This window comes from Flavobacterium sp. DG2-3 (genome assembly GCF_030730925.1).
Taxonomy (GTDB): domain Bacteria; phylum Bacteroidota; class Bacteroidia; order Flavobacteriales; family Flavobacteriaceae; genus Flavobacterium.
Genome location: NZ_JAVAMB010000007.1, coordinates 189,156 through 204,635, shown reverse-complemented (window position 1 = coordinate 204,635; position 15,480 = coordinate 189,156). Strand labels below are relative to the sequence as shown.

The 15,480-nt window shown below is 44.6% G+C and carries 15 protein-coding genes and 1 pseudogene; 3 read left to right on the top strand and 13 right to left on the bottom strand.

Annotation, left to right across the window (positions count from 1 at the left end; genetic code table 11):
* Positions 1-3: 3 nt before the first annotated feature.
* Both Q9Q97_RS12170 and Q9Q97_RS12165 read right to left on the bottom strand, forming a co-directional pair.
* On the bottom strand, positions 4-363 hold the full coding sequence (locus Q9Q97_RS12170) for a hypothetical protein (protein ID WP_306157339.1): 360 nt from the start codon (positions 361-363) through the stop codon (positions 4-6).
* A gap of 44 nt (positions 364-407) precedes the next feature.
* Complete coding sequence (locus Q9Q97_RS12165) at positions 408-794, bottom strand: single-stranded DNA-binding protein (protein ID WP_306157337.1); 387 nt, start codon at positions 792-794, stop codon at positions 408-410.
* 313 nt (positions 795-1,107) lie between these two features.
* Between Q9Q97_RS12165 and xseA the strand changes: the two genes are divergently transcribed.
* Positions 1,108-2,544, top strand: a complete 1,437-nt coding sequence (gene xseA, locus Q9Q97_RS12160; protein ID WP_306157335.1) for an exodeoxyribonuclease VII large subunit — start codon at positions 1,108-1,110, stop codon at positions 2,542-2,544.
* Positions 2,522-2,722, top strand: a complete 201-nt coding sequence (xseB, locus tag Q9Q97_RS12155) for an exodeoxyribonuclease VII small subunit (protein ID WP_125721208.1) — start codon at positions 2,522-2,524, stop codon at positions 2,720-2,722. The genes xseA and xseB overlap by 23 nt, the downstream gene beginning before the upstream one ends.
* 107 nt (positions 2,723-2,829) lie before the next feature.
* Here xseB and Q9Q97_RS12150 read toward each other — a convergent pair whose 3' ends face one another.
* The 6 genes from Q9Q97_RS12150 to dinB form a co-directional block, all read right to left on the bottom strand.
* The gene (locus tag Q9Q97_RS12150; RefSeq protein WP_306157333.1) at positions 2,830-3,048 is read right to left on the bottom strand and encodes a hypothetical protein; all 219 of its coding nucleotides are present in this window, start codon (positions 3,046-3,048) and stop codon (positions 2,830-2,832) included.
* A 115-nt stretch (positions 3,049-3,163) separates the two neighbouring features.
* Complete coding sequence (locus Q9Q97_RS12145) at positions 3,164-5,413, bottom strand: ATP-dependent helicase (protein ID WP_306157331.1); 2,250 nt, start codon at positions 5,411-5,413, stop codon at positions 3,164-3,166.
* A 273-nt stretch (positions 5,414-5,686) separates the two neighbouring features.
* On the bottom strand, positions 5,687-5,929 hold the full coding sequence (locus Q9Q97_RS12140; RefSeq protein ID WP_125721201.1) for a DUF3606 domain-containing protein: 243 nt from the start codon (positions 5,927-5,929) through the stop codon (positions 5,687-5,689).
* A gap of 124 nt (positions 5,930-6,053) precedes the next feature.
* The gene (locus Q9Q97_RS12135) at positions 6,054-6,674 is read right to left on the bottom strand and encodes an alpha-ketoglutarate-dependent dioxygenase AlkB (RefSeq protein WP_306157329.1); all 621 of its coding nucleotides are present in this window, start codon (positions 6,672-6,674) and stop codon (positions 6,054-6,056) included.
* Positions 6,675-6,698: 24 nt separating this feature from the next.
* On the bottom strand, positions 6,699-9,776 hold the full coding sequence (locus tag Q9Q97_RS12130) for a DNA polymerase III subunit alpha (protein ID WP_306157326.1): 3,078 nt from the start codon (positions 9,774-9,776) through the stop codon (positions 6,699-6,701).
* Complete coding sequence (dinB, locus tag Q9Q97_RS12125; protein ID WP_306157324.1) at positions 9,777-10,961, bottom strand: DNA polymerase IV; 1,185 nt, start codon at positions 10,959-10,961, stop codon at positions 9,777-9,779.
* 429 nt (positions 10,962-11,390) lie between these two features.
* Here dinB and Q9Q97_RS12120 point away from each other — a divergent pair, with 429 nt between their 5' ends.
* Positions 11,391-11,846 (top strand): response regulator, encoded by a 456-nt coding sequence (locus Q9Q97_RS12120; RefSeq protein WP_306157322.1) that lies wholly within the window; start codon positions 11,391-11,393, stop codon positions 11,844-11,846.
* A 59-nt stretch (positions 11,847-11,905) separates the two neighbouring features.
* On the opposite strand, the gene Q9Q97_RS12115 is transcribed toward Q9Q97_RS12120, so the two are convergent.
* The 5 genes and pseudogenes from Q9Q97_RS12115 to Q9Q97_RS12095 all read right to left on the bottom strand — a co-directional run bounded on the left by Q9Q97_RS12115 (position 11,906) and on the right by Q9Q97_RS12095 (position 15,461).
* Complete coding sequence (locus Q9Q97_RS12115; protein WP_306157320.1) at positions 11,906-12,196, bottom strand: hypothetical protein; 291 nt, start codon at positions 12,194-12,196, stop codon at positions 11,906-11,908.
* A gap of 298 nt (positions 12,197-12,494) precedes the next feature.
* Positions 12,495-13,253 (bottom strand): SDR family oxidoreductase, encoded by a 759-nt coding sequence (locus tag Q9Q97_RS12110; RefSeq protein ID WP_306157318.1) that lies wholly within the window; start codon positions 13,251-13,253, stop codon positions 12,495-12,497.
* A gap of 105 nt (positions 13,254-13,358) precedes the next feature.
* Positions 13,359-14,087 (bottom strand): annotated as a pseudogene (locus tag Q9Q97_RS12105) (DUF72 domain-containing protein).
* Positions 14,088-14,197: 110 nt separating this feature from the next.
* On the bottom strand, positions 14,198-14,521 hold the full coding sequence (locus Q9Q97_RS12100) for a hypothetical protein (RefSeq protein WP_306157317.1): 324 nt from the start codon (positions 14,519-14,521) through the stop codon (positions 14,198-14,200).
* 217 nt (positions 14,522-14,738) lie between these two features.
* The gene (locus Q9Q97_RS12095; RefSeq protein ID WP_306157315.1) at positions 14,739-15,461 is read right to left on the bottom strand and encodes a YqjF family protein; all 723 of its coding nucleotides are present in this window, start codon (positions 15,459-15,461) and stop codon (positions 14,739-14,741) included.
* Between the last annotated feature and the right edge of the window lie 19 nt (positions 15,462-15,480).

Here is a 15,480-nt window from a genome sequence, read left to right as displayed (position 1 = left end):
TTTTCACTCAAAGAGCCTTGAATAAAGGTCGTAGCAGTACTCTTCAAAACAGAGCCAGCATACAAAAGTGTAGTGCGGCGCGCTAAATCGGTTCTCGATAGGTTCTCCAATCGCTTCTTCGAGCTGGGTTCGCATATCTTCAAGCTCATCGATATGTTCGATGTAAAATTCTTTGCAGTCCGCATTGTAGATAAACTCTGAAACCATCCCGCTTACGCAACCGCCAGTCTGCAGGTCAAGGAAAAAGGATTTCAGCTGTACGCTGCGTTTGCCGTCATACGAAGTGATGCTTCTAAGGATAATTTCATTAAAGGCAGCACTTACGCGATAATCGCTGTAATTTGATTTTTGTAAGGCTTTCATAAAAAAATATTTTAGGCGTGCATAATTTTTAAAAGGCGTAAGGTTTAGAAAGGCAGGTCGTCGGGGTCGTCCGTGGTTTTCTGCTGTTTGAGGGCGGGCGCTGGCTTGCTGTTATCCGACTGCGCGAATACCAGTATCTTGACATCCGAGGTGTGAAAGGTCAATGTCCCGTGAGCCTGCGCATCATTTCCGATATAGACCTTCAGCCCGATGCGCCCGAAGAGCTGCACAAGGGTGCCTTTACGAAGCCACTGCGCCAGTCCTGCGCTGAGCCAATAGGAGCAGTCGATATAGGTTACAATCTTTTTCACCTCGGTGCTTCCTTTGGGCTTGTAGCTGTCGTTGACAGCTATGGAGAAGTTTACCACCTCACGGTTTTCTTTTACTTTCGCCACTGAGGCATCTTTTACAATTCGTCCTGTGATTTCCATGATTTCTAATTTTAAATGAATACTTGTTCGAGTTTTCTTTTCCATGCCCCGCAAGAAAAATTTCAAAAGAAAAAACGGGAAAAAAGAAAGCGGAAGAACAGTGTGCGAAACGAGCCGGAGTGCTATAAGTCCCGAAGGGCCGCGTAAAGCGGTTATGCGCATGCAGGAGAGGGCGGGCACTACTTTGGCTGCCCTTTTAACCCGTTTTGAATTGAAAATTTACCACTCAGCTTTTTGCGCATTTGAGATTCCGCCACAGAATAGCTACCTTAGCGGTTAGTAAGAAAAAAACAGACCGCAGGCCTTAAAAACTATGGGACCAGACCAGTATATCAGACTCTCACAGCTGAACGACCAGATCCAGGACACGATCAATTCCCGCTTTAGGGGACAGACGCACTGGGTGGTGGCTGATATCACCAACCATTCCTTTAAGGCCGATAAGAAGATCCATTACTTTGAGCTGGTGGAAAAAGGCGAGAAGAACAGCGCCATTATAGCCAAAATCATGGGAAAGGCGTGGGGAGAGGGGGCAGTGCAGCTGTCGGATTTTGAGAAGAAGACCGGCCAGAGATTCACCAACAACCTTCATGTGCTGGTAAAGGTCAGCGTGGATTATCATCCGCTGTATGGGCTTTCTGTAAATGTGCTGGATATAGATGTGAATTTTACCCTTGGGGTCTTGGAGCAGCAGCGCAATGCGACCCTTAAAAGGCTTGCTGCAGAGAATGATTTTATCACCAAAACAGCCGATGGCTATTCCACGCTTAACAGCCGTCTGAAACTTCCCCTTGCCATTCAGAGGGTTGCCGTTATCTCAGCGAGCAACTCGGCAGGAAATGAAGATTTCCGCCATACCCTGCAGCACAATGATTTTGGGTATGCCTTCCAGATTGACGATTATTACACCATAGTGCAGGGGGACAACAATGCCAAGCTTTTCCTAAACAAACTCATTGAAGTCTATAATACAAAAATCCCTTATGATGCCATTGTCATTACAAGGGGAGGCGGCGCACAGTCGGATTTCCTGATCTTTGACAATTACCAGATCGGGCGTGCTGTGGCTAAATTCCCCATCCCGATCATAACAGGGATCGGGCACCAGAAGAATGTCACCATCACTGACCTTATGGCGCATACCCATACCAAAACCCCGACCAAAGCGGCAGAGTTCATTATTGCCCATAACCGCAGTTTTGAAATGGGGCTGCTTTCCCTGCAGCAGCTTATCGTGATCAGATCCCAGCAGCTTCTGCTGCAGCATTCCAAAGGGCTGGAAGAGCTCAAGAGAAATATATCCAAAAATTCAAGGGAGGCGCTCTTGGGACACAAGAAGCAGCTGGCCCTTGCCAACCAGAGAATCGCGGCGGACGTGAAAGACATACTGCAGGGGCAGCAGAAACGGCTTTCACTGAAAGCCCAGATGGCAGGGCAGCTTTCACAGAACCTGCTTCGCCGCAAAAGGAGCGATATGGAATATCTCACAGGGAATTTAAAGCTGTTTGCCGCAGGCTATCTGAAAAGCAGCAATCTTCATCTGTTGCATATGCAGAAGAGCATTGCACTGATGTCCCCGCAGAATATCCTGAGGAAAGGCTACGCGATTGTGAAAGCCAATGGGAAGATTGCCGCATACACCGGGGATATAAAACAAGGGGACGATATAGAAGTCATCCTGCACGATACCATACTTAAAAGCACCGTTAAAGAAAAAATACAATACGATGGAAGAGAAACTGACTTATGAGCAGGCTTGGGAAGAGCTTGCCGCCATTTCAAAAGAAATAGAGAACGAGACCATTTCGGTGGACCAGCTTGCCGCTAAGGTGAAAAGGGCATCTGAGCTTATCGCCTTCTGCCAGGGCAGGCTTAAGGCCGCAGAGACTGAAGTGGGCAGAATAATAGACGGCATGGAAAAAGAATAATAGGACTTGAATATCCAGCAACACTATACATGCTGGAACTGTAAAACAAAAAAGAGCCTCAGGCTCTTTTTTGTTTTAAGCATCTTCTAGCTGTTAGAAGATGCGCTTCAAGTGCTTCCAGCCCCTCCTGAATTATCATTTCGCCCCGTATCGTAGATGGAATCATCCGCTGCCGACCCATCGCGCTGATCATCCCAGTCCCCTGTATTGGCATCTGCATCCTTATTGCTGCTCTTTTCAGGCGGATTCTGATATCCCTGTGCCTTTAAGGCACTATGATATGGACATTTCTGGATATCATCGTAATTTTCTGCTGTATTTTCCATGACTGATCAATTTAAAGTTAATTATAAAAATACGGCTAGCGGATGGTATTTATTTACAGGCAGAGAGCTGGAGGTTATTTAATTTCCATTTTTGCTGACATGGCTTCTCCTATTTTTAATTTTCAGGCCCATTATCATCTGCAAATGGATCGGGAGCATTCTTCAGGCTTTCCTGAAGATCCAATAGGGCATCGGGCGAAGCGTTTTGCTGCTCGGAAGCAGCTAAGGCCAGGAATCGGAAAGCGAAATCAATCGGCTTTTCTTTCCCCATCTCAAAAAAATGCACCAGATACTGTTTTTTTTCGATATCCACTGCCAGAACTTCCCCTTTGTCCCATACGGGATGCACCACCATATCCCCTTCTTTGAAAGCGGTCTCTTGGGTGTTCTGCAAGGATGCTGCGGTAGCCTGCGAGGCCTGAAGGATCTCCGGGGAAAGCTTTCCCTTGCGCACATAAAACTCCTCCTTGATTTCAAAGAGAAACCGTGACGGGTATTTATTAAGTCCGGTAGTGAAATTAAACCCTTCGGAGTCGGTCATGTAAAACCGCTTCTCGGCGCGCGTTACCGCCACATACATCAGCCTTCTTTCTTCCTCTATGGCGCGCTTTCTCCTTTCTTTGATCGATAAGGCGCTCGGGAGCACCCCTTCGGTGAAGCCGCAAAGGAAGACATAGGGGAATTCGAGGCCTTTAGAGATATGGATGGTCATCAGGCGCACCTTGTCCTGATTTTCGGTGTCTTTGTCCAGATCCGTATACAGGGCTATCTCCTGCAGGTACTCGACGATATCTACAGGACCGTTGTTTTCTTTTTCCAAGAGCATCATCGAGCTTACGAGCTCTTTGATATTCTCGAGCCTGTCCTGGTCTCCGTCCTTGCGGTAGAGTTCGGAAAGCCCGCTTTTATCGAGTATGATTTTTACAAGGTCTGAAATAGAGTTGGACTGCGCATCTTTCTTCAATTCTGATACCAGTGCCAGAAAATCGGAAGCCCCTTTTTTATTGAGTTCCTTATCCTGGAGATTATTCTCCAGCGTGTGAAGCAGCGGGAGGTTCTGTTCGCCTGCCAGCAGGCTCAGCCTTTCGAGGAACTTTTTGCCGAGTCCCCTTGTCGGGTGGTTGAACATGCGCAGAAAGGAGAAATTATCCCCCTGCACGATAAGCCTTAGAAAAGAGAGCACATCTTTGATTTCCCTGCGCTCAAAAAAACGGATGCCCCCAAATATGGCATACGGGATATTTTCCTTGATGAGCGCCTGCTCGATATTTCTTGAAAGATGGTTGGAGCGGTAGAGTATGGTAATATCGGAATACGAGGCATTTTCTGTCTTCATGATTTCCTTGATTTCCGAGGCCACCCAAAAGGTTTCCTCAAAATCATTTTTGCCGTGGAAATGCACCACTTCAACGCCTTCTGGATTGTCGGTGACCATATCCTTATCCACCCTAACCGTGTTGTTTTTGATGATATGGTTGCCGACTTTCAGGATGTTGGGGGTCGAACGGTAGTTCTGGTTCATGAAGATGGTTTGGGTATCAGGGAACATCTGGTCGAATTCCACCAGATACTCGGGCTTTGCCCCGCGCCATTCGTAGATGGTCTGGTCGGGATCGCCCACAAGGAACAGGTTCTGGTGCACGCGCGAAAGCATTTCCACCAGATGGAACTGGCTGTCGGAGCTGTCCTGCGCCTCATCCACCTGTATGTAATGCAGCATTTGCTGCCACTTGGAGAGCACATCGGGATTGCTGTCCAGGATAAAAGCCGTGAAATGGATCAGATCGTCAAAATCCAGCGCATAGTTGCGTTTCTGCTTGTCCAGATATTTCTGATAGACCTGGCTGGAAAGCGAATCCTTCTCATCGGAAGTGAAGCTTTTGTTTTCAATCATATACCCCAGATAGTCCGAGGTGCTTTTCTGTTTGGAGATGAAGCGCAGCACCTGTTTGAAGGTTAGGTTTTTGGAGTTGATGTCCAGTTCTGTGAAGACTTCCCTTAGGATGGTTTTCTGGTCTTCTGCATCCAGTATGATGAAATTCTTTGGATAGTGCAGCTTATTGATTTCCTCACGCAGAAAGCGCACGCAGAAGCCGTGGTAGGTGGTGATGAAACTCACATCGTAGAGATCCCCGATGAGCGCCTTGACCCTTTTTTTCATTTCCTGTGCGGCCTTATTGGTGAAGGTCACACAGAGGATGTTGGAAGAGTTGATGCCCAGCCTGTCCACAATGTAGGCAAAGCGGGAGGTAAGCGCTTTTGTTTTCCCCGACCCGGCGCCGGCAATAACGCGCACGTAGCCTTCTGTGGTTTTTACGGCCTGAAGCTGGCTCGGATTAAGGTTTTCAAGAATCGGATCGTTCATTTTAAAAGGATGATTTTTTTTTGAACCCTATTTTAGCTGATGTCAGGTAAAATGAAATAGGCATGCAAATTTATGCAATTAATTGAAAAGCGCAGCGGCATTGAGCCCGATTGGCTTTGGATTGCCATTGCAATAAGATAATGCATTGCCAGTATAAAGAGCCGATTCAAATAAAAAATCCTGAAGAAGATCTGGAAATAAATGCCCTTCAGGATTTTTTGCGAACCGCTTCTGCTTTTTTTTATAAAACAGCTTAATAACTGCTGCCCATTTTCATTCCCCCTGATGCCATGGGCCGTCTTTCAGGCGCACGGTTTCTGAGGCGCTTTCCCTGGAAGGGGAATTTCCATTAAGATGATCCACTACTTCTTCAACCGTTGTTCCTGCAGCCCTTACGGCATCTTTCAATATTTCTTCAGGGACATTGAGCTTTTCTGCCCACTGCTGGATTTCTGCCTGCTGGGAGATATCGATATGCATATCATCGCTTTGTGGCATATTGTTTCTATTTTCCATGATTTCTAAATTTAATGATTTATCCAAAGTTAGCATCAAGCCGCATAATCCTGTTATATGATAAGAAAGGAATATTATAGCATTTCTATGATTATCAGCTTTTTAAAATAAGGAGCCGCATTTTTTATATCCCGCGCACCTGCCGAAAAGTGAGGTTGATCCTGGGCAGGACTTGGCGGGCTGTTTTAGGCACCTGATGCTCCCAATAGGTATTGGTGCTTCCCGCCATCAGCAGGAAGCTGCCGTGGTGCAGTGGAATTTCTATCGGCTCGATGTGCTTGAGGGTCTTATGTCGCAGGCGGAATAGGCGGGTTTCCCCAAAAGTCACAGAGGCAATGTTCATGTTCTTGTTGCTGGAAGAAGTTTTGTCGCTGTGCCATCCCACACCGTCTGTGCCGTCCCTGTAAAGGTTCAGCAGCACGGCATTAAAGTTTATGCGGGTCTCATCCTGCACGCGCTCCCTGATCTGGAGCAGCTCCAAGGGCCAGTGGGGATTGGATTTGCGCTCAGGCCTGCCAGAATCGCCATACCAGCAGATCATGCGCGGTGCGGTAACGACCTTGTCATACATAGGCATTTCATATTCCCTCCACTGCGTGCCATGGTATAAAACATTGTAATAATGGTCGGATTCCTGTTTATTGAAAAAATTATCAATCAGCAGCAGCTCGGCATCAGGGGCGTCAAATATCCTTCTGCCGCCATTGCCTGATGAAAAAATTTCAGTGTCATCAAAAAGCATCATTTTGTTTAGTTTTTCAGTTCACATTCAGACTGCCGGCATGCCGGAGGCCTGTCCACTGCTCATTTTAAGCCGCGGGATATTGATTTCATGTTCCTGCGGATAGGGTGCGCGATGGGTCATGCTCACATCCTCGCGTATTTTCTGCTGGGCCCTGTATTTCCAATCGTTCTCATGCTCATAACGCGGATCGGGTATAAAAGGCATTTTAGCCATCTTTATGACCGTTATGGTTGGGAAATGGTAATCCACCTCGACATTGCCCAGCAGCAGGTAGCATCCCCCTCCCTGAAAAGGGTATGCCGAGAGGCTGTCTGTGAAATGCGCCGTATCAAACATATCCCCTCTGGCATCTATCCAGGTGCCGAAATACATAGCGCCCATCTTTGTGGGCACATGCTTGCGCGAGATCAGATAGGCGAGCATCCGCACCTGTTTTTTATGATGGGCCAAAAGGTCTTGCGCCATCACATTGCCCCTGAAAGGGGTCTGAAGCAGATCAAAAGGGGAACACGAGACAGGGAAACCCAGCAGTTCGATCTCATCAAAAGCATCTTCAAAAGCGGAGCGCTCCAGCTGCGGCAGTATAAATTCCTTCACAGGCTGCTCAAGCAGCAGCGGGGTACGGGGTTTAAAGTTTACCAGAATTAGGCGGGTAATCACCAGCAGCTGGTTTTTTGTCTTGCCGGTGAACCGGAACGCGCCGATGAAAATCAGGATCTGTATGGCTTCGATTCCGATTGCTATGCGGTTGATAAAATCCTCAAGGGACTTGTACAGCCCGTTTTTTTCGCGTTCCTGCTGAATGAGAAGCGCTGTTTTGGATTCCAGGCCCTGCAGATGCATAAAACCCAGATATACATCAGAGCCATACAGAGTGGTTTGGATTTCACTTTTATTCACACAGGGATTGTGCACGGTGGCCCCAGACATCCTAGCTTCATGCACATATACTTCGGTGCGGTAGAAACCGCCCTGATTGTTGATCACCGCCACCATAAACTCTATTGGATAATGCACCTTCAGATACAGGCTCTGATAGCTTTCCACGGCATAGGAAGCCGAGTGCGCCTTACAGAAGGAATAGCCTCCAAAGGACTCGATCTGGCGGTATATTTCAGCGCTCAGCGCGATGGGATGCCCTTGGGCCCTGCAGGATTCAAAGAAGTTATCCTTTACCTTCTGCAGTGCGGCTTTGGAACGCCCTTTTCCTGACATGGCACGCCGGAGGATATCCCCGTCAGCAGCAGTAAGGCCTCCATAGTGCTGGGCAATCTTGATCACATCTTCCTGATATACCATAATGCCGTAGGTTTCCCCGAGCTGCTGCTGGAATACGGGATGGAAATATTCAAACCTGTCGGGATGGTTGTGCCTGAAGATATACTCTTTCATCATTCCAGACTGTGCCACTCCGGGACGTATGATGGATGAGGCGGCCACAAGGGTTTTGTAATTGTCGCATTTCAGTCGCCGCAGAAGGCCCCTCATGGCCGGGCTTTCGATGTAGAAACAGCCTATGGTTCTGCCTATGGAAAGAAACCTGTTGCAGCTCTTTTCATCTTTTGACATCCTGGTGTCACGGATGTTGATGCGTATGCCGCGGTTCTTCTCAATAAGCTTTACGCTGTCGTCAATATGCCCGATCCCGCGCTGGCTCAGGATGTCAAACTTTTCAAGTCCGATATCTTCGGCCGTATGCATGTCAAAAAGCACTATAGGGAAGCCCTTTGGGGGCATCTCCAGAACTGAATAATTAGTAATGGGCTCCTCGGAGATGAGTATGCCGCAGGAATGCATGCTTCTCTGGTTGGGATATCCCTCGAGCATCATTCCATACTGCTGCACCTCGCGGACCACTTCATTGGTGGGATGCAGCGCCATAGGGTTTTTGGCCAGCGCGTCGAGCTCTTCTTTTGGAAGCCCGAAGACCTTGCCGACCTCACGGAATATGGAGCGGTATTTGAATTCCACATTGGTGCCGCAGAAAGCCACATGATCATAGCCGTAGCGGGAGAAGATATATTCCAGGATAACATCCCGTTCCTTCCAGCTCCAGTCAATATCAAAATCCGGAGGGCTCTTGCGGTTCAGGTTCAGGAAACGCTCAAAGTAGAGATCCAGCTCCAAAGGGCAGATATCGGTAATCCCAAGGCAGTAGGCAATAATGCTGTTGGCCCCGCTGCCGCGTCCTATATGCAGGAATCCCTGAGAATTGCTAAAGCGTATAATATCCCATGTGATTAAAAAATAGCCGCTGAATTCCAGCTGGTCAATTACTTTGAGTTCCCGCAGCATCCTTGATTTTGCCTCTGCATTATTGTTTCCATAGCGCCATTCCAGTCCCTGCTGGGCCAGGGTGGTGAGAAGCTGCAAGTCGTCTTTTCTGCTGTTGGTATAGAATTTCTTATTTTTCGGCGTTTTGAAATCAAATTCAAAATGGCACTGTTCAATTATTTCTTTTGTATTGGAGATGATCTGGGGGTAGCCGTCATAGCATTTAAGGATCCTGTCCAGACCCACCATGACTTCTGTCTGCCTGCAGCAGTCTGTTTGGGAGAGGCGTGAAAAAACTACATTCAGGTCTATAGCCCGCAGTATCTTATGGAGTTTGTATTCGGTTTTGGTGCGGAAGGTGACAGGCTGCAGCACCACCATGCTGTCTGCTTTGGTCTTCCAATTGCCCATAACCAGTGAAGGGCGCTGTTCGGGGCGCAGGCCGATAAACTCATGCTCTCTTAATACAGAGGGCACATTCTCCAAGGGATAGATGACAAAAACATTTTCAAAGGCTGGAGCGATTAAGGGAAGTTCTGTATTGTCAAAATTATGCCGGGTCAGAAAACGGTTCATTTCTGCAAGACCTGCCGCATTTTTCGCCAGTCCGATATAACGCAGCGCATTTCCGGAGCGAAATTCGATCCCTACGATGGGCTTGATGCCCGCAGCCTGGCATCCTTTTATAAAGTCGTAAATCCCAGTGGCGGTATTGATATCAGTCAGTGCCATAGCCGTGATGCCCAAGTCCGAAGCTTTGGATATCAGGTCCTCAAGCGGTATGGTGCCATAGCGCAGGGAATGGAAGGAATGGCAGTTGAGATACATTTACTCTGATTTGCGTTTTAAAATTTCATTTTTGGCATTGGGTTTGAAAGAAGCGCCTGCGCACCGCATTACCGCATCAAAACCGTAGCGGTTCTTCATGCGGTCCATGGCCTGATAGAGCGCCAGCATTTCTTCGGTGTCATTGAAAATGTCGATCTGATAGGTCCCGCGCACCAGTCCGCTGAACGTAACTCCGATCAGCCGCAGCCTCATACGGCGCTGGTATAATTTATCAAAAAGATCCAGCACAATTTTGGCAAGTATGTGATCAGCCGAAGTGTGCTGCACACGGCATTGTTTTGTTTCTGTGTCAAAATTTGCGTAACGTATCTTCACTTTTACAGCGGAAGCCAGCCACGCCTCGGAACGCAGCTGGTAAGAGAGTTTCTCCACCATGCCCAGCAGCACACGGTTTAATTTCGCAATGTCAATGGTATCCTGAGAAAAGGTATGTTCTGTGGAAATCGACTTTCTTTCCGTGTAAGGCTCTACCGGATTATTGTCGATGCCGTTAGCCTTTTTCCATAGCTCGATGCCGTTCTGTCCGATCATGCGCTGCAGCGATTCGGCCGGCATTTCTGAAAGGGTCTTTATGGTGCGGATCCCGATGCGCGAGAGCAGCTGGAAAGTCTTATCGCCCACCATCGGTATTTTGCGGACCGAAAGGGGATTTAAAAAAGCCTGTACCAGATGTTCGGGGATTTCAAGGTTCTGCTTCTGCTTTCCTTCGCCCGTGCCGATTTTCGATACGGTTTTATTGACTGAAAGGGCAAAGGTTAGGGGCAGTCCGGTTTCTTTTGTGATGCGCTGCGCCAGCTCGTCGGTCCACTTATAGCTCCCGTAGAATTTATCCATTCCGGTAATGTCCAGATAAAACTCGTCGATGCTGGCTTTTTCCACCACGGGAGCTTTCTCCTGGATTATTTCGGTCACGTCGTGCGAGAGCCTTGAATAGAGTTCCATATCGCCTTTCATCACTTTTGCCTGAGGGCACAGCCTGAGCGCCATCTGGATAGGCATGGCCGAGCGCACGCCGAATTTTCGGGCTTCATAAGAGCAGGAAGCCACCACACCTCTTTCGCCTCCGCCGATAATCAATGGAATTCCGTTAAGCTGGGAATTGGCAAGCCTTTCGCAGGAGACGAAAAACGTATTCATGTCTATGTGTACAATTGCCCGGTTCATAATCTTAATCATTTTATACAGATCAAAATTAGCACAGATAGTAACATTTTTTTTAAAATAAATGTTCTAAATCATAACAATATTCTAGAGGCCTTATTTTTCAGGGAGTTTAAAAATCAGTTTTTTTATGGTGATAGATGTTTATTCAGAATTTACGCAGCATGGTTTAAAGGAATCTTTTTCGGGAAGGCTTTCAGCTAAAAGGAGTTTAGATGTGAAAACTGTTCAGTGCAATGCGCTTTTCTTTTCATAACATTCAAGCAAAATATAGATTTTGACAATATTTTATAGGAAAAAGACTTATCTTTGCATGCTATTAACCGCTCCCACGGATATAATTCGATTATTTATCGATTTTCAACGGCCGGCACAAAGGCTTTTGCAGATTTTTAGATTCTTGTCTTCCGTAACTGCACAAATTTCCAAGCCATGCCGCAACAGCAGGGTCCCCGACAGATTATTTTTCATGCAGATGATGACGAAGATGACAGAATGCTGTTTTTGGACGCCGTTGCTGAACTCAATTTGCAGCTTAAAGTGGAGCAGGCCCAAGATGGGCAGCGGCTTTTGGATATTCTTTGGCGCACTGCTTCAGAAATGCCGGAAATGGTATTTCTGGATATTAATATGCCCGGTAAAAATGGATTTGACTGCCTCAAGGAAATAAGAAGAGCATCAGGCTGGCAGAATAAGTTAAAGGTAATAATGCTTTCCACCAGCAGCAATATTGAAAATATTGAGCTGTCCTATGAATTGGGAGCTGATTTTTATGCCGTCAAGCCCAGCACCTTTGAGGGGTTCAAAAGACTGCTCGCATCTATAATGAGCTTGGACTGGAATATTTCAAAAAGGGATAGGAAAGAATTTCTCCTATTTGAAAAATAAATAGATTTAGATTCAAAAAAGCCCTGCATACTATTATGCAGGGCTTTTTTTCACAAGTCCTATAGGGCGGCTTCAGCATCTGTAGAGGACGCGCCAGCAGGCTCTTCGCCAGCAGGCTTTTCTGTGTTCTGTTGGGCAGTCTGCTGGACTGTCTTTTTCATCAGGATATAAAAATCCCTGAGATGCCACCATGCAGGACATCGGTCCAAAGGCCCTGTAGAGTTTCTGATTGTGGCATAGCAGCTCAGTAAGAAAACCTGCGTATCGGTAATCTTTGCCCACGGTGTCCATTCCACTTCTTTTGGAGCAGGATTGTGTTCAAAATGGCGTTTTATGTCTTCGTAATTCATGCGGTAAAATTAAATAAAAACCCTGCATCAAGCAAAACCTGTAGCGGTTCTTGATCTAAACTTTTTTTCCCTTTTTTAAAAGAGATTATAAGCTGTGGTCAAACCTGCAATTCCCGCGCCAATGAATGAAACTTCAGTTTGTACGTTTTGATTGGGTTTCTCAAATCCTAAAATTGATGTCGAATCAATCCAAAAAGAAACATTTTCTTCTAACGTTACAGCGCGCTGTTTAAGTTGTTATTAGCATTCATAAATAATCACTTTAATAATTAACAAAAAATAAGCAGTTCTTAAAAACTTAAATTAGCTGTAATAGAGGTCTAATTTGCATGGTTACTATATCGCAGCGTTTTGGCTGAGAGAGTGTAAAAAGAACGCTCATTGCGATATCTTCAGCCTCGAGCATTTCCATTTTATCGATTTTTTGCTGATGTTGTGCCTTTGTTCCTGGCTGCATATCGCTGGTTACAGCACCTGGTTCGATAAGTGAGACTTTGATTCCGAGCGGATTTAGTTCTTTTCGTAATGCGGCGCTAAAACCCCTTATTGCTGCCTTTGTGGCTACATAAACTGTACTGGTGGGTTCATTTGTTTCGGCGCTCATAGATCCAATATTAATGATATGACCCGATTTTTCTGCCGACATTCTTGTTGCGGCTTCCTGCGCAAATGCTAGATAACCAGAAATGTTTGTGTCTAAAATATATTGCCAGTCTTCTAGTTTAACTTCGGTAAGTCCAGAGGCAGGGAGCGCAGCATTATTTATCAAAATGTCCAAACCTCCCAGTTCTTTATCAACAGCCTCAAAAATTTTCTGCAAGTCCTCTTTGCGGGTAACGTCTGCTGTAAAACCATACAGATTGCTGTTAGGGTATTTGGATTTTATTTCATCAAATGTTTTTGTGAAATCTTCTACATCGCGCCCAAAGATAAAAACGCGTGCTTCTAGGGAAACTAATGAATCGGCTATTGCTTTTCCGATTCCTGTTGTTCCTCCCGTAATTAAAATTCTTTTATCTTTTATGTTTTTTCCAAAATAGTCTGATATATTCTCCATAATTTTTTCTTCAATAATTAATGGCTTAAATTTAGTTTTGATGAGGATATGATAATTACAGTATTTTGGATATGCCTTATATAATCTTTACACTGCAAATCACACTTAAAGAGTATTTTGATTTATAGGAAGGCTGTTTTCAACAAGATTTTTAAGTGACAAAGCATTAAAAGCCGCATCTCCTTTTTCATCATTATCAAAAAAAACAAATATATCTTTTGTTTTTAACCACTGGATGCATTTATCAGCCCATTCTTTTAAAACGGTAGCAGAATAACTGCTTTGATATTTCGCGGCAGTAGGGCCATGCAGCCGGATATACAAGAATCGGTGGCAATCTTTATGGACGAAATGTGACCTGCAAGCTCATAAATGCAAAAAGCACAACTGTATTTTTCTAATAACTGATAAAGTTCGGGTACATACTTGCATGCGAAACTCAACTACATAGCGGTTTTTATTAGAAAGTGCCATCAAGAAATCTTCGAGCAGCTGTAAATCCAATTCGAGATGGGGAGGAAGCTGAAATAAAACAGCACCAAGTTTTTTTCTAGATATTTAAGCTTTTCCATAAAAATCAGCAGACTGTCTTCTGGATCATGCAGCTTTTTCATGTGTAATAAATCGGTTGGCTTTTATGGCGTAAACAAAATCTTCAGAAACTTGATTTTCCCAATCCTGTAAGGTGGCATCGGCAGGCATTTTATAAAATGTGCTGTTAATTTGCACTGTATTAAAGATTTTTTGATAATACAAAAACTGATCTTTCACTTTTAAATTTTCAGCATAAAATGTGCCACGCCAATGTTTGTAAGACCATCCAGAAGTACCGATATGTATAGTGTGTAATAGTTACTGAAGTTGGATTTTAGATTAAAAATTACAAAGCGTAAAAGTCAAAATAGCAATTAAAACCCGTTTGAAATTTCATACGGGTTTGTCTTTTATAAATTTCGGTTAGGATTAGTGTCGGTTTCATCTTCTTCATCCAATTCGACATCATCTTCTTCATCCAATTCGACATCATCGTCATCTAATTCATCGTCATCTTCCTGATCAAATTTATCTCCGTCAGGATTTAAACTTTGTCCGTTTATTTCTTCGGCTGCAAAATCATTTCCATAATCTTGTTCTGCGTTATCACTTATCGAATGGACTGCGCCTGGCGCATCAATATCATCATATTGGCGGTCATTCTCATATCCCGTTTCATCATCTTGAAAATACGCGTCATCCTGACGGTAATTTTCTCTTTCGTCTAGATTCATAATTACAATTTTTAAAGTTATTTTTTGTTAGATTCTGAAGTTTGCCCGCTTTTGTCCGCGGTTTGCTTTTTATCTGTTTTTTTCTCTGAACCGGCAGTTTTCTTTGTGGTTTTAGTGTTTGAACTTTTCAGAATGTATAATTTTAAAATTGTTACGAAAGTAAAAGTAGAGTGGCCCTATTAAAAATTTATAATCAGCAATTGTGCAATTTTATGGATTATGAGCTTTCTCTTTTAGCCCACAGCAAGACTTGGGTTTTAACGGCGTAATGAATTTTATCCGGATAGATATTAATGGTATATTTTCCAGCCTCATATCTTATATCGTGTATTTTTACTTCCAAATTTCTTAATTTCCATTCCTGATGATGGATGTCAAACCTGCAGATTTTATCGGCACAAATTTCATATAAAGAGTGCCTTTCCGTCAGCCATAAATCCAGCTCTGTTTTGTTTTTAAGCATCTTACTTTTTACAATTTTTATATCAAGAAGATGATTTTGCTTTTTGTTTTCTGAATAAAGTTGATTGTGATATCGCTTGATTGTTGCATGTTCATAAGGAAGACCTATAAAAAGTCTGGTAAGTAAAACTTCTATTAATTTATTGGTTTCAATGGAAAATAAATAAATGCCTGGAATTCCATTTCGCGTCACATATGTTCTAATATTGATTTCTTCGAAATTAGAAAGGTAGGGAAGTGAGGGTAAGTTGCGATGTCTCATATTTTTTACCTGAAATGAAGCCAGCGAAACCCACGCCATATTAATGTAAGTGTCGAGTTTTAGTCCTTTCGGAATGTATTGTTCCAAAAAGTAAACGGGAAGTTCCCAATGGAAAAATACCGTATGGTGCCATTCCTGATAGTATTTCCATTTTTGTTCCGGTAAAGGATGCTGCCTGTTTCCAGTGCTGTCTAGTATTTCTTTTATTGAAGCCATTGCTGATGAATTGTAAAGA